This is a genomic window from Verrucomicrobia bacterium S94 (assembly GCA_004299845.1).
Lineage (GTDB): Bacteria > Verrucomicrobiota > Kiritimatiellia > Kiritimatiellales > Pontiellaceae > Pontiella.
Genome location: CP036201.1, coordinates 2,839,963 through 2,858,081, shown reverse-complemented (window position 1 = coordinate 2,858,081; position 18,119 = coordinate 2,839,963). Strand labels below are relative to the sequence as shown.

General features: G+C 52.2%; 12 protein-coding genes and 1 pseudogene. 10 read left to right on the top strand and 3 right to left on the bottom strand.

Going from position 1 to position 18,119, the window contains the following annotated elements:
• Positions 1-107 precede the first annotated feature (107 nt).
• Positions 108-563, bottom strand: a complete 456-nt coding sequence (locus EGM51_12495) for a hypothetical protein (protein ID QBG48170.1) — start codon at positions 561-563, stop codon at positions 108-110.
• A gap of 104 nt (positions 564-667) precedes the next feature.
• The gene (locus EGM51_12490) at positions 668-1,744 is read right to left on the bottom strand and encodes a hypothetical protein (protein ID QBG48169.1); all 1,077 of its coding nucleotides are present in this window, start codon (positions 1,742-1,744) and stop codon (positions 668-670) included.
• A gap of 130 nt (positions 1,745-1,874) precedes the next feature.
• Between EGM51_12490 and EGM51_12485 the strand changes: the two genes are divergently transcribed.
• From EGM51_12485 to EGM51_12460, 6 genes are all read left to right on the top strand, one after another.
• Positions 1,875-2,222, top strand: a complete 348-nt coding sequence (locus EGM51_12485) for a YkgJ family cysteine cluster protein (GenBank protein QBG48168.1) — start codon at positions 1,875-1,877, stop codon at positions 2,220-2,222.
• A gap of 51 nt (positions 2,223-2,273) precedes the next feature.
• On the top strand, positions 2,274-2,708 hold the full coding sequence (fabZ, locus tag EGM51_12480) for a 3-hydroxyacyl-ACP dehydratase FabZ (protein QBG48167.1): 435 nt from the start codon (positions 2,274-2,276) through the stop codon (positions 2,706-2,708).
• A gap of 3 nt (positions 2,709-2,711) precedes the next feature.
• Entirely contained in the window at positions 2,712-3,488 is a 777-nt protein-coding gene (locus EGM51_12475; protein QBG48166.1) for an acyl-ACP--UDP-N-acetylglucosamine O-acyltransferase, read from the top strand.
• Positions 3,489-3,495: 7 nt separating this feature from the next.
• Positions 3,496-3,933, top strand: coding sequence for a prepilin-type N-terminal cleavage/methylation domain-containing protein (locus tag EGM51_12470; protein ID QBG48165.1), 438 nt, complete (start codon positions 3,496-3,498; stop codon positions 3,931-3,933).
• Positions 3,934-3,935: 2 nt separating this feature from the next.
• A complete protein-coding gene (locus EGM51_12465; GenBank protein ID QBG48164.1) occupies positions 3,936-4,424 on the top strand; it encodes a prepilin-type N-terminal cleavage/methylation domain-containing protein in 489 nt (162 codons plus the stop codon).
• A 111-nt stretch (positions 4,425-4,535) separates the two neighbouring features.
• Positions 4,536-5,942 carry a DegQ family serine endoprotease gene (locus tag EGM51_12460; protein QBG48163.1) on the top strand — a complete coding sequence of 469 codons (1,407 nt, stop codon included), beginning with the start codon at positions 4,536-4,538 and terminating at the stop codon, positions 5,940-5,942.
• A 385-nt stretch (positions 5,943-6,327) separates the two neighbouring features.
• On the opposite strand, the gene EGM51_12455 is transcribed toward EGM51_12460, so the two are convergent.
• On the bottom strand, positions 6,328-7,248 hold the full coding sequence (locus tag EGM51_12455; GenBank protein ID QBG48162.1) for a helix-turn-helix domain-containing protein: 921 nt from the start codon (positions 7,246-7,248) through the stop codon (positions 6,328-6,330).
• A gap of 125 nt (positions 7,249-7,373) precedes the next feature.
• Between EGM51_12455 and EGM51_12450 the strand changes: the two are divergent.
• From EGM51_12450 to EGM51_12435, 4 genes and pseudogenes are all read left to right on the top strand, one after another.
• Positions 7,374-8,772, top strand: a pseudogene (locus EGM51_12450) (MFS transporter).
• A 17-nt stretch (positions 8,773-8,789) separates the two neighbouring features.
• The gene (locus tag EGM51_12445; GenBank protein QBG48161.1) at positions 8,790-11,300 is read left to right on the top strand and encodes a glycoside hydrolase family 95 protein; all 2,511 of its coding nucleotides are present in this window, start codon (positions 8,790-8,792) and stop codon (positions 11,298-11,300) included.
• A complete protein-coding gene (locus EGM51_12440; GenBank protein ID QBG48160.1) occupies positions 11,297-14,545 on the top strand; it encodes a DUF5107 domain-containing protein in 3,249 nt (1,082 codons plus the stop codon). Before EGM51_12445 ends, EGM51_12440 begins: the two co-directional genes overlap by 4 nt.
• 184 nt (positions 14,546-14,729) lie before the next feature.
• On the top strand, positions 14,730-17,954 hold the full coding sequence (locus EGM51_12435) for a hypothetical protein (protein QBG48159.1): 3,225 nt from the start codon (positions 14,730-14,732) through the stop codon (positions 17,952-17,954).
• Positions 17,955-18,119 lie beyond the last annotated feature (165 nt).

Genomic DNA, 18,119 nt, shown 5'->3' with positions numbered 1-18,119 from the left:
TGTGCAGTAAATAGGCGGTTTCGCGGTCCGAACGTTGTGAGGGGATCTTCTCGTGGAACGGTCGGGGCCGGATATGGCATGCTGCTTTGTTGGGTGAAGGTTATACGCTATGCTGAACCGAGCAGTTGCTGCAGGCGGTGTTCCCGGTAGGTAAAGATGCGTTCCAGCGTTTTCCGGATGAACAGGCCGTGAGCCAGTCGGCCGAGCAGGCCGAAAGGCATTTCGTATGTCACGCGGTCGATGAAGAGAACGCCCTGTTCCGTCGGGTGAATTGCATGATAGTGATACCAGAGTCTGTACGGTCCGATCTTCTGTTCATCTACAAACGAGACGCCGGGAACAATGTGTTTGAGCTCGCTCAGCCATGTTGTTCTGCCCAATAAAGGAAGTTTTACGCGATACGTTATCAGGATACCTTCGGTCATTTCTTCCGGGAGGTCCGAGACGATTTCGAACGTCATATCATCCGGGGTGATCAGGTTGAGGTTGGCGGGGGATCGGATAAAATTCCAGGCTTTTTCCGGTGTGGTTCCGACGGTTGTTTCTTTATACAGGGTGTACATTCATCTGCTCCATTCTATTGAATTTTCTGAGATTAAAAGGGCCGGATACAAAAAAACACCCTGCAGTAAACAGGGTGTTTTGCGGATTCCGGTGAAAGGCCGGATCAGCTCTGGATCTCTTCGATCGTAGCGCTGTCGCGCAGGCTTTTGATGTATTCCTGTACGGCCTGCTGTTTTTTCTGTCCGCTCAGGAATGAAATAATCTGCTCCTTGGCTTCTTCGAAGGAAACAGTACCCGGCTCAGCGTGATCGGTGACCTTGATGATATGGTAGCCGAACTGGGTTTCGATGATGTCGCCGACTTCTCCGACTTCCTGGGTAAAGGCTGCGATTTCAAATTCCGGAACCATCTGACCTTTTCCAAAGGTGCCGAGGGAACCGCCCTGGGCTTTACTCGGGCAACCGGAATACTGGGATGCCGCATCTTCGAAGGAGATCTTTCCGGCAATAATGTCGGCACGGATCTGTGCGAGTTCCGCTTTGAGTTCGGCTTTCTGGACATCGTTGGTGGCGGTGTCGGTTTTAATCAGAATATGGGAAGCGGCCACACTTTCCTGCTTTTCAAAGTTCTGCGGATTGGAGTCATAGAATTCCTTCGCTTCCGCTTCGGTTGCCGCGGCAACACCTTCGGTTTTTGCTTCGAGGAATTTGCGGGTTTTCAAATCGTTACTGATGTTCTCTTTGAGCTCTTCCAGGGTGGTGCCCTGAGCAGCCAGTGCGGCTTCGAGGGTCTGTCCCTGCGGAATGCGGCTCTGCAGCGAGGTGATGGTTTCATCCACTTCTGCGGAATCAATCGTGATTTTGGCCTTGGCAACGGCGGCGTCGATCAGCTTTTTGGTAATCAGATCGTTTTTGATCTGTTCATACATCTGACTCTGAATCTGCGGAAGCTGCTGCGGGTTAACGCGGCCCTGGAGTCGCTGCATGGCAATATTCATCATTTCAAGAATTTCGCCGCGGGTAATGTCTTCGCCATTGACGCGGACGACTACAGCGGCAGGATCCTGGGTCAGCGGATTGGCCTGAACGGGTTCTGCAAAGAGGTCTTCTGTGGCGGAGAGGTCGACCGGCTCCGGAGCCGGTGCTGCGTTTGCATCTTCTTCCTTGCAGCCGATCATGAGCAGGGCGGCGGCCATGGGAAGAATCATCATGGTCTTCTTATTCACCAAATTGTCGAACATCGTTCTTGATCCTTTCTTGGAGTTTCAACTAATACACCGCACCGGCGTAAATGCGGCATGAAGAGCACATAGTGTTCGCTGCGGACTTAAATGTCAACGAAATCAGACGCTTTTGAAAGGATGCCGTTCAATGTTAAATCCCGAAATATTAAAGAGATTCCAGTGTTCCGGCTGCGGAGAATGCTGCCGGTGGGGCGGCTCCGTGCTTCTGACGGATGATGATATTCATCAAATGGCGGCTTATCTGAGATTAAGTGAAGCGGATTTTATTGAAAAACACACCCGGCTGGCCCCGAACCGGAAGCAGCTGGCACTGCTGGATCAGGCGGACGGGAGTTGCGAATTTCTCGAAGGGGACCGCTGCCGGGTGTATGAGGCACGTCCGGAGCAGTGTAGCTCCTTCCCGTATGCGTGGAGCGTTCCCGGAGGCTGTCCGGAACTGGACCGCCTTTCGGCTGAACAGAAAAATGTTGAATAGAGGTTCTTAAAACCCTAGCGTTTACCACTTTTACTAACTAAGGAGAGATTCATGAGTGTAATGGACATTAACGATATCATGGGGATTCTGCCGCATCGCTACCCCTTTCTGCTGGTCGACCGCATCACGGAACTGGATTTGGAAAACCAGAAAATCGTCGGCTATAAAAACCTTACATTCAATGAACCTTATTTTCAGGGTCATTTTCCGGGCGAACCGATTATGCCGGGAGTGAAGCAGCTCGAAGCCATGGCTCAGGTTGCGGGTATTCTGCTGAACAAAATCAAAGACCGCGAAGGGGCCATCGCCTATTTCATGGCGATTGATAAAGCCAAATTCCGTCGCAAAGTGGTGCCGGGGGACTGTCTCCGTATGGAAATTGAAATTACCCGCATGCGTTCGCGCATGGCCACGGTTTCCGGGAAAGCCTATGTCGACAACGAAATTGCCAGTCAGGCCGATCTGATGTTCGGTTACGGGGCGTAAACCATGGCCGATATCCATCCGACAGCCATTGTGGCCGACGGGGCTCAGATTGCAGATGATGCCTTCATCGGACCCTATTGCACCATCAGTGCCGATGCCGTCATCGGCAGCGGCACCCGGCTGATATCTCATGTGGTGATTGAAGGGAATACAACGCTGGGCCGGAACAACACCGTCTCTCCTTTTGCCGTGCTCGGCGGAAAAACCCAGGATCTTAAATTCAAAGGCGGCAATCCCGGAGTGAGGATCGGCGATAACAATACGATCCGCGAATATGTCACGATCAATGCCGCTACTAACGACAACAATTACACGACGGTCGGTAACGATTGTCATATTCTGGCCTATTCCCATATCGCGCACTGCTGCGAAGTCGGGAACGGTGTGGTGATTGTGAATGCCTGTCAGATTGCCGGGCATGTGGTGATTGAAGATTTTGCTACGATTGAAGGTTCGGTGGGGATTGTGCAGTTCATGCGCGTCGGCTCCATGGCCTATATCGGCGCGATGTCCAAAATCACCAAAGATGTTCCGCCCTACATGATCGGGCACGGCGATCCGATTGCCGTGCGCAGTTTTAACCGTATCGGCATGGAGCGCCGCGGAGTTTCGGAAGAGGGCCGGAAAGCGGTCAAGGAAGCCTACCGAATTCTCTACCGCCAGGAGGGTCTGAATACCTCCGAAGCCCTCGAGCGTATTGAGGCCGAAGTCGAGCAGACTCCGGAAATCGTTCATCTGCTTGAATTCTGCCGGGCTTCAGAAAAAGGTATTGCCCGCTAGGATTCCCATGAAAGGAAACTTTCAGAGGCTGGAATGTTCCGGGTCCTGGGAGTTTCCGGGTTTCGGGAAGTGCGGATTCACGCTGCTTGAGCTGTTGGTGGTGCTGCTCATTATCGGGATTCTGATCAGTCTCGGGGCCGGAGGCTATGCTCTTGCCCGGCGCTCTGCCAAAGAGGGGCAGGCCAAAGCCGATATTGAACTGTTCCGCAATGCGCTCGAAGAGTATCGGGTGGAATATGGACGCTATCCGCCGGCCGTCGGTCCCGTGGCGGTCGTTACCAATGTACTGAGTCCGTTGGTCAGCGGCGAGCTGCAGGCTGTCGATCCGTGGGGCCGGGCTTATCAATACTGCAGCACCAACCGGTTCAGTTATGTTATCTATTCGCAGGGCATTGATGCGGAGGATGATGCTGACAACATTGATCCGTCCCGTGTAGGATACTGATTATGAAAACGCGCGGATTCACATTGATTGAACTGCTGGTTGTTATTGTTATTCTTGGTCTGCTGCTCACGCTGGGGTCCAAAGGGCTGCGTGCCGCACGCATCAATGCCCGCAAGGCTAAAGCGCACGTGGAAATGAAAGCCATCGAAACCGGTATAATGGCCTACTTTAATAAATATGGGAAACTGCCTGCACCGGATTCGTGCCAGGGTCTGGAGGATTATACAGACAGTGCGACGATCATCACTGTCATCACCGGAAAAGATGAAGTGTTGAATCCGGCAAAGATTGTTTTCCTCGAACCACAGGGAGAACCGGTCGGCGTTTTTCTTGATCCGTGGGGCGTGCCGTATCAGGTGGTACTCGATACCGATTATGACGGAACCGTGGATATCATGGGGGCCACCGCGGGTCGAAAAACGGCGGCGGTTTCCACCGGTCTGTACGATGCGACCGGAAATACCAATGATGTTATTTTCAGCTGGCACTGAGGTTCCGCTTTTCCAGACCCCGGAAAAACCGGACAGCTTTCTTTGAACAAATCGATTAGCCCGCTCTCTAAAACTCCGTCTTCAAAAACGATGAACAACAAGGAGTATAGAATGCGTGTTGTGAAATATCTTACAGCCGGTTTTGCGGCTGTTGCATTGCTGGGCATTGAGCCGGCCGTTGCCGGAAAGGCGGCATTAAAACAGACGGGCGATGCGTTCGCCGAGGTAGCTCAGGAGGCTCTGCCCGCCGTTGTTTTTATTGATGTCGAAACGACGGTCGAAGTGCCGACCAGATACCGGCATCCGCTGGAGGAATTTTTCGGGCGTGGCTACTGGGGGTATCCGAGTGAGCCGGAAACACGCGAGTATCAGCAGCGCGGTCAGGGGTCCGGATTTATTATTTCCAAAGACGGTTATATTCTGACCAACAACCATGTGGTGAACAATGCCGATAAAATCACGGTCACGCTGGGCGACGGGCGTGAGTTTGAAGCCAAGCTGATCGGTACGGATCCCAAAACCGAAGTTGCGCTGATTAAGATTGATGGACATGAAGAGCTGCCGGTGGTTCCGCTGGGCGATTCCGATGCGCTTCGCGTGGGTGAATGGGTGATTGCCGCAGGCAACCCTTTCGGACTTTCGCAGACGATTACCGCCGGTATTGTCAGCGCCAAAGGGCGCGATGAAACCGGGATTGCGGAATACGGCGACTTTATTCAGACCGATGCCGCGATCAATCCGGGGAATTCCGGAGGGCCGCTGCTGAATATTGACGGTGAAGTGGTCGGCATTAATACCGCGATCTATACCCGGAGCGGCGGCTATATGGGCATCGGTTTTGCCATTCCGATCAATCAGGCCGTCAATATCAAGGAGCAGCTGATTAAATACGGCCGGGTTTCACGCAGCGTGCTTGGTGTTTATCTGCAGGAGGTGGATGAGGACCTTGCCGCGACCTTCGGGCTGGACCAGAAAGGCGGCGTGCTGATCAATCAGGTCGTAGAGGATTCCGCCGCTGAGGAGGCCGGTATTAAAGGCGGGGATATTGTGGTTGAAATGAACGGTAAGCCGGTGAGAAAACTTCATGCGTTCCGTAACCGCGTAGCCAACACGCCGCCGAATACAAAAATTGAACTGAAGATTTTCCGTGATGGGAAATACATCAACATTTCAGCGGTCACGAAAGAGATGGAAAGCGATGATTCCGGAGTGGTCGCTCAGCAAAACGATACCTTCAATAAACTGGGCATTTCGGTTGAAAGTATGGAGGGCGATACGGCCCGCCGTATGGGATACGAAGGTATCGAAGGAGTCATTATTACCGAGGTCGAACGGGGCAGTGCCGCCTGGAATGCCGGACTGCAGCCGGGACAGGTGATTACCACGGTGAACCGCAAGCCGATCGATTCGGTCCGGGCTTTCCGGAAAGCCGTTTCGGAGAATGAAGGCCATCGCATTCTCTTCCTGATTACCGACGGCCGGGTTTCCCGTTTCGTGGTGGTGAATCTGGATGATTAATCCGGCGATTCAATAAACTCCTGGAGAATCGAGTTTTTGGAACCATCGATTTTTCCAGGGGGTGAAACTTGCTCAGGAGCTGCTGCAGCTCCTGGGCTTTTTTACAGGTACCTTCGGGAAACATTTAATAAAATACCGGGTCAGGGGAGGCGCTGAATGCAACGCATCCCCTGTCGTAAAGGGAGACTCTCTGAGAACGATGCGCCGCACCTGACTGCTGTCATTTTTTCAGTTTCCGACTGATTACCCGAGTGTTACGGATATCAGCAAATCAGTCTTCATTTTTCAGTATGCATTCTGCAGCTTTTCCCGTTAAAATTTTCAACATAGCTGTTTTGTTGCGGTTGGCCGGGTACACGGCCGCTAAACTCTGATCTGCTGTTCCTTACGAGTCGGTCCGGTTTCCTGCAGGCCGGTTTGATCGGCCGGTCAGTTTGCGAAATTCCGAGGGGGAGATCCCCTGAATTTTTTTAAACTGGCGGCTGAAGAAGTAAGGGTCTTCATATCCAAGCTGAAGTCCGATTCGGTGGATGGGCTCGGCGGTTTCGTGCAGAAGTTCGCAGGCTTTCTTAATTTTCAGCTGAATAAAGTATGCTACAGGTGACTGACTGGTTCGCTGCCGGAAGAGTTTGCTGTAATGGGGAACAGATAATCCCGCCCGGTCCGCCAATTCTTTGAGAGTGAGCTGCATATCCAGGTGGGCCTGCATAAAATCGATGGTACCCATTACGCGGTCCTCGATCGCCTGCTTATCTTTTTTGGGAGCTCCGTAGTGCAGTTTTATAAGACTTAAGAGGTGTATGAATGCACTGGTCATGGCCAGCAGCCCGGCATCAGAATAGTGATAATTCAGACAGGCGTAAATGTCTTCAAATGCATTCTGCATCAGTGTGGTGTCAGGAACAAACAGCAGAGGATTCTGTCTGCTGAAATTCAGACTGTTCAGCGCGAGATCCTTTTGTGCACCGGAAAAGTGAATCCAGAAAATCGACCAAGGGCTGCTCTCATCACTGTAGTAAACATGAGGGGTGTCTGAAGGTATGAATACAACATGACCTTTTTGAAGATTGAGGATAGTATTATCCATCTTCACGGTTCCGCTACCTTTCAGACAGTAGATCATTATGATCTGTTCTGTTCCGTCTCTATGGACGTAATGACCAGGAGCATAAGGATATGTCCCGAGATGAGTAATGTATAACAGTTTCACTAGAGGAAGAGAGTTACATCGTTGCAGTACATTGGTTGGGATGACCACGAGACGCTGATGAGGAAACCCTTCGGCTATTCTAACATAATCAGGCATATGGATAAGGTAGCATGTGTAATAAGATAATCCATTAAAAAAGAGAGGATCAGCTATGTATTAAATTTACAGGATATGATCGATTGGTTTGAGCATCGACGTGGCAGATGGTGCAAGGGACGTGTATGATAACGAAGTATAATCTGAAATATATCTGGATGATCAGTCTGGTGGCGGCGATGGGTGGGCTGCTGTTCGGTTATGACTGGGTGGTCATTGGCGGGGCCAAACCGTTTTATGAAGCTTTTTTCGGACTGACCGGAGCGGAACAGGCCTGGAAAGCCGGGTGGGCGATGAGTTCGGCACTGGCAGGATGTCTGGGGGTGCGCTGCTGTCCGGCGGAATTACCGACCGGATCGGGCGGAAAAAAGTGCTGGTCGTGGCGGCGGTGCTGTTTACGGCGTCTGCGGTCTGGACTGCACTTTCGCAAAGTTACAACAGTTTTATCTTTGCCCGCATCATTGGGGCATTGGTATTGGTTTGGCATCGAATGTTTCGCCGATGTATATTGCCGAGATATCTCCTTCGGAAATGCGCGGCCGGTTTGTGTCGGTTAATCAGCTGACGATTGTCATCGGGGTGCTCGCAGCGCAGATCATCAATCTGCTGATTTATAAGGCCGATCCGGTGGGGGACCATGCGACGGCCGTTGAGATGCTTAATTCCTGGAACGGGCAATACGGCTGGCGCTGGATGTTTGCGGCGGAAACGGTTCCGGCCGGTCTCTTTTTTGTGATGGCGTTGATTGTTCCCGAATCTCCGCGCTGGCTGTTGAAGCAGGCCCGCTCTGAACAGGCGCACAGCATTTTAGTGAAAATCGGCGGACCGGATTATGCCGACGTTGAAGTAAGCGATATTAACGCAACCCTTGAAGGGGAATACCGAAAGGTTTCCTATAAAGAGCTGCTGCGTCCCAGGGTGCTTAAAATTCTCGGGCTTGGAATCTTTATCGCCATGTTCCAGCAGTGGTGCGGCATTAATGTGATTTTCAATTATGCTCAGGAAATCTTCGAAGCCGCCGGTTATGATGTCAGCGGCATGATGTTCAACATCGTGATCACCGGGATCGTGAATCTGGTTTTCACGTTTGTGGCGATTAAAACGGTGGACCGCTGGGGCCGCCGCCCGCTGATGCTGCTGGGATCCGGGGGGCTGATGGTGACGTATGTGATTCTCGGCACCTGCTACTTTTTCGCATTGAAAGGTCCCGTTGTATTGATCGTGGTGCTGGCCGCGATTGCCTGTTATGCCATGACGCTGGCACCGATTACCTGGGTGCTGCTTTCTGAAATTTTTCCGAACCGTATTCGCGGGGCGGCAATGAGCCTGTGTGTGTCTGCGCTTTGGATTGCCTGTTTCGGACTGACCGTGACGTTTAAACCGATCAATGTGGCACTCGGTGCGGCTGGCACGTTCTGGCTGTATGGCGTGATCTGTCTGCTTGGTTTTGTGGTGATCAAATTGCGGGTGCCGGAAACAAGAGGGAAATCGCTCGAAGCGATTGAACGCGAGCTGGTGGATTAACTGAAGGCAGGGTTGTAATGAAAAATAACAGACTGAAATGTTTGCTGTTCGCTTTGATTTTAACTGCAGGCAATGCTTTCGCGTTGGATGTGGAACCGTTGCCGCTGGAGCAGCGCAAGGCCGTTGTGAACCTGCCCGGGATGTGCAGTACGAAGCCCGGAACGCGCTGGGACAGCGGTATTGTGACGGGGAATGGAGTGATGGGAGCCTCGATTCTTGGACAGCCTTATGACGAGAAGGTTGTTTTCAATCAGGAGCGGTTGTTTCGGCCCTTGTTTGATGCCCGTCCAATCACCCCGGAAATTTCCAGCGCACTGCCGAAAGTGCGCCGGATGATGAAAGCAGGAAAAAACAGCCAGGCACTTTTGTATTGGCGGGAAGTCATGGCAGAGAACGGACATCCGGAGATTGTACTGACCCCCTCCTACCATCCGGCCTATACCATGCACATTACGCGGGAGGATGCCGGTGCTGTTTCCGATTATCTGCGCACGGTCGATTTTATGACGGGTGAAGCAACGGTTCGTTATAAAAATAAAAAAGGCCGGTGGATCAACAGGACCTTTGTTTCCCGCGCGGATAATGTGATTGTGCAGTTGTTTGAATCTCCGGATGGAAGTCCGGTCAGTATGGATCTCAAGCTGGTGGATCAGTGGCAGGGGCTGCAGGACCATATGGCCCGAATTGCGACGGATTATTCAGAACAATGGCTGACGGCACGCTGTAAATATAAAAAGACCGAGCGGGGCTATGAAGGAACCACGCGGATTATCTGTGAGGGTGGAACGGTTGAAACGCCCGGCGATAAAGTCCGGTGTCTGAAAGCCAGGCGCATTCTGCTTCTGACACGCATCACGGATCTGGATGATTTTTCAGTATCCGAAATCCCGGCGATGCAGACTGAGCTCTCCGGACTGTCTAAGGATTATGAAACGCTGCTGGCCCGGCATGTAAAACTGCATGGTGCCGCGATGAAGCGGGTGGCGCTGCATATCGATCAATCGGATGATCGTTATCTTTCTTCCGAAGAACTGATTCAGAAGCAGTCTGAGTCGAAAGAGATTATCCCGGCACTGCTTCAAAAGATGTTCAATATGGGACGCTATGCACTGTTGTCTTCGAGCGGAAACTATCCGCCGCCGTTGACGGGAATATGGAACGGCTCACATAAGCCGGCCTGGTCGGGCGACTGGACGCTGGACACCAATATCAATCAGCAGATGTCCGGCGCAAATACCTGCGCAATGCCGGAAGCACTTAAGGCCTATCTGAATCTGATCGAAGAAATTGCACCGAGCTGGGAAGTGAATGCCGAAAATATTTACGGCTGCCGGGGTATCCTGTCGGGAGCCCGGACGGCCGGGCGCGAAAATTATCACACGCATTTCGGGAAGTGGCCGGGGCACTGCTGGACCGCCGGCGCGGCCTGGCTGATTTATCCATTATATGAATATTATCTGGTCTCGGGGAACACTGCGTTTCTGCAGGAACACGTGTTGCCCCTGATGGAGAAAAGCGTTCTGTTCTATGAAGATTTTCTGACTGAGTTCGACGAAAACGGAAAGCTGATGTTTGTGCCATCCTATTCTCCTGAACATCTTCCGCAGCAAACGATTAATGCCGTTCAGGATATTGCGGCGGCAAAGCAGATGATTTCGAATACCATCGAAGCGTATGAAAATCTGGGCATCAAACCCGAACGCATAAAACAGCTTAAAGCAATGCTGGAAAAATTTCCCCCATATCTCGTGAATGACGAGGGCGGTTTTCAGGAATGGACCTACCCCGGTTATGTGGAACACTATGATCACCGTCATATGTCGCACAGTTATCCGGTCTGGCCGGCGCATGAGCTGAGCTGGGAAAAGAATCCGAAAATGATGAAAGCCATGCGCGTGGCGCTGGAAAAAAGGCTGCCGCAGGACTGGTCCGGGCACAACTTTGCCATCCGTGCGCTTTGCGCGGCGCGGACTAAATATCCTCAACTGTTCCAACTGAATCTCAACCGGCTGATGCGCTACGACTTTATTCAGCCGAATCTGGTTACCAGACACAATCCCGGGTGGTGTCCGAATACGGATGTGCTCTGCGGGTTGCCGGGGCTGCTTTCCGAGGCGCTGGTCTATTCCAATCCCGGGGTGATTGAACTGCTGCCCGCCTGGTTGCCTGAACTTCCGTCCGGATCCATTGAAGGGATTCTGACCCGCACGCAGGCGAAGGTAAATGTGCTGCAATGGGATCTGAATAAAAAACAGGTCTCGGTTTCGATAACTTCGCAGAAGGATCAGTGGGTTACGCTGGTGGTGCGGCAGGGGATTAAAACGATTAAAGGCAAGGCCGAGCTGAAACCGTCAATCGGTGAAAACATGGCGAGGAAGATCTTTTTGAAAAAAGGTCAGCCGGTTCACCTGAACATTATGCTGGAAAAAAAGATGAATGATTATCCGGTGAATACGCCGGCACTGACCGCTGAAGAGGGCGATCGTCAGTTCATAGAAAAGTTCGTAGAAAAACGGAAAAAGAAATGAGTAAAATATCAGCTAAACGGGAAACACTAACGCTCCTGACGTACGGATTGGGAGAACCGGAAAAGAATCCGCTGTTTTTCGAAAAGCGGGTGTATCAGGGGTCGTGCGGCAAGGTCTATCCGGTGCCGTTCGTCGATAAGGTTTTTGATGAACCGGAACCGCAGAAATATGATGCGGTTCATCTGGAAAATAATTATGTCCGTCTGGTGATGCTGCCGGAAATCGGCGGGCGTATTTTTCTGGGGCAGGACAAGGTGAATAACGACTACGATTTCTTTTACCGGCAGGAGGAAATCAAGCCGGCGCTCGTGGGGCTCGCCGGGCCGTGGCTTTCCGGGGGCGTGGAATTCAACTGGCCGCAGCATCATCGCCCCGGCACCTACATGCCGACGGATGTGGAAATTGAAGAAGAAGCGTGCGGCGCGCGTACGGTCTGGATGTCGGAACACGATCCGCTCAACCGAATGAAAGGAATGCATGGTATCCGGATTCAGTCGGACAGCGCATTGATTGAGCTGAAAGCGCGGATTTATAATCGTACGCCGTTCATGCAGACGTTTCTGTGGTGGGCGAATGTGGCGGCCGAAGTGCACGATAACTATCAGAGTTTCTTCCCGCCCGACGTGCATTATGTGGCTGATCACGCTGTGCGGGCGCAGAGTTCTTTTCCGATTGCGGAGAACGATTATTACGGTGTCGATTATGCCTGTCGTCCGGGAGCCAATGATCTGAGCTGGTATAAAAATATTCCGGTGCCGACCAGCTATATGGTGTGCGATACGGATTTCGATTTTTTCGGCGGTTACGATTATGATGCACAGGGCGGATTCATTCATGTGGCCAATAAGCATATTTCCCCCGGGAAAAAACAGTGGACGTGGGGGAACGAGGAATTCGGCTGGGCGTGGGATCGGGAGCTGACGGATCGTATCGGCCCGCCCGGCCGGGCGGCGCCGTATGTTGAGCTGATGGCCGGAGTCTATACCGACAACCAACCGGATTTTACCTATCTGATGCCGTACGAAACCAAGACCTTTTCGCAATATTGGTGGCCCTATAAAAAGATCGGCCCGGTGCAGAATGCCACAAAGGATGCGGCTGTGCGTCTGGTGCGGAATGGGGACGGTTCGCTGGACCTCGGTGCGGTGGCTTCCCGCAGGATAGATGGCGCCCGGATTGTGCTGCGTGCCGGGGAAACGGTGCTGCTGGAAGAAACTGTTGATCTGTCGCCGGATCAGCCCTGGCATCGGCCGGCTTTCAAATTCGTTGGAGATGATTTCCAATCCCTGGAACTTTCGGTGGAAGGTTTTATTGCCTATCGGCCGGTTGAGGTGGATGAGCAGCAGCGTAAACGTGATGTAGCCACAGAACCGCCGATGCCGGAGGAGATCCAGACGGTGGAGGAACTTTACCTGACGGCGGAGCATCTGGAACAGAACCGGCATCCAACGCGCTATCCGGAAATCTACTGGGATGAAATTCTGCGCCGCGATCCGGCGGATGTGCGCACGAATATAGCCTACGGCCGCCGGAAGCTGAATCAGGGCTTGCTGAACGAAGCGGCGACTTATTTTGAAACGGCCATCAAACGGCTGACCCGCCGTCATCCGAATCCATACACCGGCGAGGCGCACTACTATCTTGGATTGGTCCGTCGTTTCCAGGGGTTGGAAAAAGAGGCTTATGCCGCTTTTTATAAATCAACCTGGAACTATGAATGGCGCGCGGCGGCTTATTATGAACTGGCGATGCTCGATTGTAAAAAAGGTGAATTTTTCAAAGCATTGGAGCATTGCGAGGCGTCGCTCGATACCAACCGGCAGAACAATAAAGCGCTGGTGCTGAAAGCATTGGCTATGAATAAGCTCGGGAAGGATGGTTCCCGAGAGCTGAAAGCGCTGCTCAAAACCGATCCGCTCGATCACTGGGCGCGGCATGCTTCCGGCGATATTGCCGGTTTCCTTGCGAAAACCCGCAACGATGCACAGACGGTGCTGGATGTGGCGTATGATTATGCCGATGCCGGTTTTGTGGACGAAGCCATTCAGGTGCTGGAACTGCATCATGCTCATGACGTTCAGCACGTAGCGGTACCGAACCCGCTTTCAACATCGCAGCTGACGCACTATGCGCTGGCCCGGTTGAAGAACGATTTCCAGACCTTGGAAAAAGCGCGTGCGTTGTCGCCGGACTATATGTTCCCGTCACGGCTGCAGGATCAGCTGACGCTGGAGTGGGCCGTGACGCATGGAAGTGATGCAGAAACCGTACCGCAGGCGTCCCGCCTGCCCGACCGCAACGCGGCTTACGGGCTGGGAAATTATTATTTTGATAAAAAACGGTATGAAGATGCGATAGCCTGCTGGGAAAAGATCGAGGGTTTTGCGACGGCGTATCGCAACCTCGGTATTGCGTACTGGAACGTTCGTAATGACGGCGAAGCGGCGCGGACGGCTTATCTTCGGGCACTGGAGCTGGCTCCGTCGGACGCACGCATTTTTGCTGAGTTTGATCAGCTTCGTGCAAAGCTGGGTGATTCGGCGGAAGAGCGCCTGAACACGTTGCAGGCAAACCGTGCCCTGGTGGACGAACGGGACGACTGTTCGGTGGCTTTGGCGGAGCTGTTCAATGCGACGGGGCAGCCGGAAAAGGCACTGGATCTTGTTTTAAACCGTCGGTTCCATCCCTGGGAAGGCGGCGAGGGCAAAGTGCTGAAACAGTATACAACCGCACGACTGCTTCTCGGGCGGTCGGCGCTTGAACGCGGGAATGCGGAAGAGGCGCTTGAACATTTTGAGCGGGCGATGCAGCCCCCGGAAAATCTGGGCGAAGCCTATCATCTGCTGCAGGCCAAAGCGGATGTGAACTACTGGAAGGGGAAAGCGCTGCGTGCTCTCGGTCGTGAGGCGGAAGCGGTGGATCAGTTCGAGGCCAGTGCAAATGAAGCGGGCGATTTCCAGTCCATGGCGGTGACGGAGCATTCCGAGCTCTCCTATTATCGCGGTCTGTCACTGGTGGAACTCGGGCGGATTCAGGAGGCGGAAGCTTTGTTTGCCGATCTAAAGACATTCGCGGAACGTGAAATGAGCAAGTCCGCAACGATCGATTATTTTGCAACGTCATTGCCGCTGCTGCTGGTCTTTGAAGATGATCTGGATCAGACCCGGCAGGCGGAAATGAAGCATCTGATTTCGCTGGCGGATCAGGGGCTGGAGCGTATTGCTGACGAAAAAACGGTTTGTTAACGGGCTGCGGGAAAAAACACGGGGCTTGTTTATATCGGATAACGGCGGGGCGATGAATGCTTATGCCGGATTCAGTTAATCGTCCGTCTGACGGCGCCGTTTAAGGTGATCAGGAAGTCGATTGATTTAGGATGGAAACGATAGAAACGAAACATGCGGATTAAGAAATTCTGGAGAATTTAAGATGAAAAAAACAACGATTACCGGGCTGCTTGTGATGGTGGGAGCTCTCGCTTCCGACGGATTCAGGAAACCGGAGTATGCACCCGCATATATCCCGCCGGTCGCAAAAGGAAATGCCGAAGCGGCCGTGGGGGAAAACGGAGCTGATTTGTCGGGTACCTGGACGATCCGACTGGACGATGAAAAGTATCCGGTGGGTGAACAGGAGCAGTGGTTTAATCAGACGGGGTTTCCTGAAAAAATAAATCTGCCGGATGCATTGCAGAATGCAGGTTTCGGAAGTCCGGTCAGCGTCGATACCGAATGGATGGGGGTTTCCGGACAGCACCTCTGGTTTACAGAAAAATATGATCAATACCGGGTGCCCGGAAATATCAAGGTGCCGTTTTTTCTGCAGCCGGAACGCCGGTTTATCGGTGATGCCTGGTATCAGAAAACCCTGACGGTGGAGAAGGGGGCTGCAAAAGGAAGAGATCTGATTCTGACGCTGGAGCGTCCGCATTGGGAATCGACCGTCTGGCTGGATGGGAAAAAGGTCGGCTCGAATAATTCGCTTGGGGTTCCTCATGTTTATAATCTGGGGCGCGATATTCCGGCCGGAGACCATAATCTGGTCATTACGATCAATAATACCCTGCTGCTTCCGGTGGGGAGTCGTGCACATAGTGTTTCGGATGAAACGCAGGGTGCATGGAACGGGATGATCGGCAGGCTCCGGCTGGATTGGCGGAGTCCGGTTTATATGAAAAAGGTGCATGTGACCACGGACTATAAAACCCGTACGGCCGATATTAACGTATCGATTATGAATGATACCGGTTCCGCTCAGAGCGTGGCTGTTCGAGTGGGAAAGGATGCGGAAAAATTAAATCTGACCCCGGGAATGACGACCTATACCACTCAGGTTCAGTTTGAAAAGGATGCGGAACTCTGGAGCGAGTTTCATCCGGTGCTGCATGATTTGAAGGTGGATCTGAAAACAAAGTGGGGAGTCGAAACGGAAGCGTTGAAGGTGGGCATCCGGAATATTGAAGCCGCGGGAACAAAATTTCTGATAAACGGTCATGAAACCTTCATGCGCGGAACGCTGGACTGCTGTATTTTCCCGAAAACCGGATATCCGCCGATGGACAAGGAGAGTTGGCTGGACCATTTTGGAACCATGAAGGCGTCGGGTATTAATCATGTTCGATTCCATTCCTGGTGTCCGCCGGAAGCCGCATTTGAGGCGGCTGATGAACTGGGGATGTATCTGATGCCGGAAATTCATATCTGGGGAGATCCTTCCAATCCCGCGTTTGGGAACTGGGTGGAAGAAGAGGGAAAACGGATCATTGATGAATATGGAAATCATCCGTCGTTCTGTTTTTTTACGCATGGCAATGAGCCGTGGCGCACCGGTAACAATAAGCCGTTTCTTACAGAACTGACCCGGAAAATGAAGGCCTTTGACTCGCGTATGCTGCATACCGGAGCGGCCAATACCATTCAGACGGAAGAGGATGAATTCACCTGTGTCGCATTTCCGCGCGGCCCGGGAGGATGGAAAGGAAAGGGCTACCATTCGCCGCATAAAAATCCGTTCATTCAGCATGAACCGGGGCAGTGGTGTGCCTATCCGAATTTTGATGAAATGAAAAAATATACCGGTCCGCTGAAACCGAAAAATTTTGAAATTTTTCAGGAGCAGGCTGAAGAAAACGGTGTGCTGCCGCAATGGAAGGATTTCCTGTATGCCTCCGGAAAACTGCAGGCCCTTTGCTATAAAGAAGATTGCGAAGCGGCACTGGCATCCGAGGGGGTTGCCGGAACGCAGTTGCTGGGTATTTCCGATTTTACCGGGCAGGGGACTTCGCTGGTCGGCTATCTGGATGCTTTTCTGGAGGAGAAGGGATATTTGACCAAAGAAGAGTTTTCCAGACATTGGAACTGGAGTGTGCCGCTGGCGCGGATGCGCTCCTATGTCTATAAAAATTCAGATCAACTCGATGTGCCGGTGGTCTACGCCTATTTCGGTGAAGAGTCTTTGGAGAATCAGACGCTGATTTGGGAAATTCGGGATGCCGCCGGAAGCGTGCTGAAGTCCGGTGTTTTCCAGGGACTGGAAATAACCGGCGGGCGCAATAAAATAGGCTCAATCAGGACCGCGTTGAATGAGCTGCAGGCTCCGGCGGTTTATTCGCTGATACTGCGCCTGAAAGATACGGAAATTTCCAATGATTGGAACTTTATGGTTTGCGAAGACGAGCCGGATACGGATCCCGGTCATGTGGTGGTCTGCCGGAAGGTGGATGCAGAACTGGAGGCCGCGCTTAAGGCTGGAAAATCGGTTCTGTTTATGCCGAATGAGTTCAGCCTGGCTCATCCACGCACAAGTTTTGAGCCGGTATATTGGAATCTGTTTCTGTTCTCGCATAATAAAGACCGGGTTACGCTGGGTACGTTGATTGATGACGATCATCCTGTCTTCCGGAATTTCCCGACGAAAAACCACACGACATGGAACTGGGAATATATTCTAAAGAACTCCTATGGGCTGGTGATGCAGAACCTGCCAAAGGGCGGAATGATTGTTCAGCCGATCGATGACTGGAATGAAAACCGACGGCTCGGTTTTATGATGGAATACAAAGTCGGACCGGGAAAAATGCTGTTCTGTATGGCGGATCTGATTGGGCTGCAGGATAAGGATCCCGCGGCAAAACAGTTGCTGAGTTCCATACTCGGTTATATGAACAGCGACGCCTTTGCTCCTTCTACTGAATTGGACCTGAAGGCCCTTTCGGATGCGCTGGAATATTCGAGCAATTCCTCCATGCTGGCAAACCTCGGGGCATCCATGAAGGGGGTGAGTCATCAGTGGAACAACTCGCATTATGAAGCGATCGACGGGGATCACGGAACATACTGGAACGGAAAATTTGATGGCTCAGGTTTCATTACGATTGATCTGGGTAAAGCCACCAAATTACAAGGCGTTTCGCTCACCGACACCAATCTGAAAGAAATTTCCATCAGAATGGGCAATGATCCGGAACAGCTTACCTCGGTTCTGCTGACGAATGATTCCACGGTCATGACGCTGAACGAGGAAGACCGAAAGAAAACGCAGAAGATCGGCTTCAAACAAGAGGAAACCGGCCGCTATCTTCAGATTGATATCCGGAGTATCTATGGGCAGACCATCCGGTTCGGTGAGATGGATGTCATCTTTGTGCTTTTTTAATCTCGCCACACCCGGAAAAAAACGGGAGCAGGAGCGAGCGTTGAAAAGAGGCTTTGTGCGGGGAAAATAAACTTCCGCACATAGAGCATTCGTTCGCTCCCGCCAGGCATGGAACCCCCCGCTGGAGGAGGGGTACGCTGTTTCCGCCTGATGCGTGATGCCGCC

Coding starts and splice junctions, on each gene's coding strand:
- EGM51_12495 (QBG48170.1), bottom strand. CDS start 563: ATGTACACCCTGTATAAAGAAACAACCGTCGGAACCACACCGGAAAAA.
- EGM51_12490 (QBG48169.1), bottom strand. CDS start 1,744: ATGTTCGACAATTTGGTGAATAAGAAGACCATGATGATTCTTCCCATG.
- EGM51_12485 (QBG48168.1), top strand. CDS start 1,875: ATGTTAAATCCCGAAATATTAAAGAGATTCCAGTGTTCCGGCTGCGGA.
- fabZ (QBG48167.1), top strand. CDS start 2,274: ATGAGTGTAATGGACATTAACGATATCATGGGGATTCTGCCGCATCGC.
- EGM51_12475 (QBG48166.1), top strand. CDS start 2,712: ATGGCCGATATCCATCCGACAGCCATTGTGGCCGACGGGGCTCAGATT.
- EGM51_12470 (QBG48165.1), top strand. CDS start 3,496: ATGAAAGGAAACTTTCAGAGGCTGGAATGTTCCGGGTCCTGGGAGTTT.
- EGM51_12465 (QBG48164.1), top strand. CDS start 3,936: ATGAAAACGCGCGGATTCACATTGATTGAACTGCTGGTTGTTATTGTT.
- EGM51_12460 (QBG48163.1), top strand. CDS start 4,536: ATGCGTGTTGTGAAATATCTTACAGCCGGTTTTGCGGCTGTTGCATTG.
- EGM51_12455 (QBG48162.1), bottom strand. CDS start 7,248: ATGCCTGATTATGTTAGAATAGCCGAAGGGTTTCCTCATCAGCGTCTC.
- EGM51_12445 (QBG48161.1), top strand. CDS start 8,790: ATGAAAAATAACAGACTGAAATGTTTGCTGTTCGCTTTGATTTTAACT.
- EGM51_12440 (QBG48160.1), top strand. CDS start 11,297: ATGAGTAAAATATCAGCTAAACGGGAAACACTAACGCTCCTGACGTAC.
- EGM51_12435 (QBG48159.1), top strand. CDS start 14,730: ATGAAAAAAACAACGATTACCGGGCTGCTTGTGATGGTGGGAGCTCTC.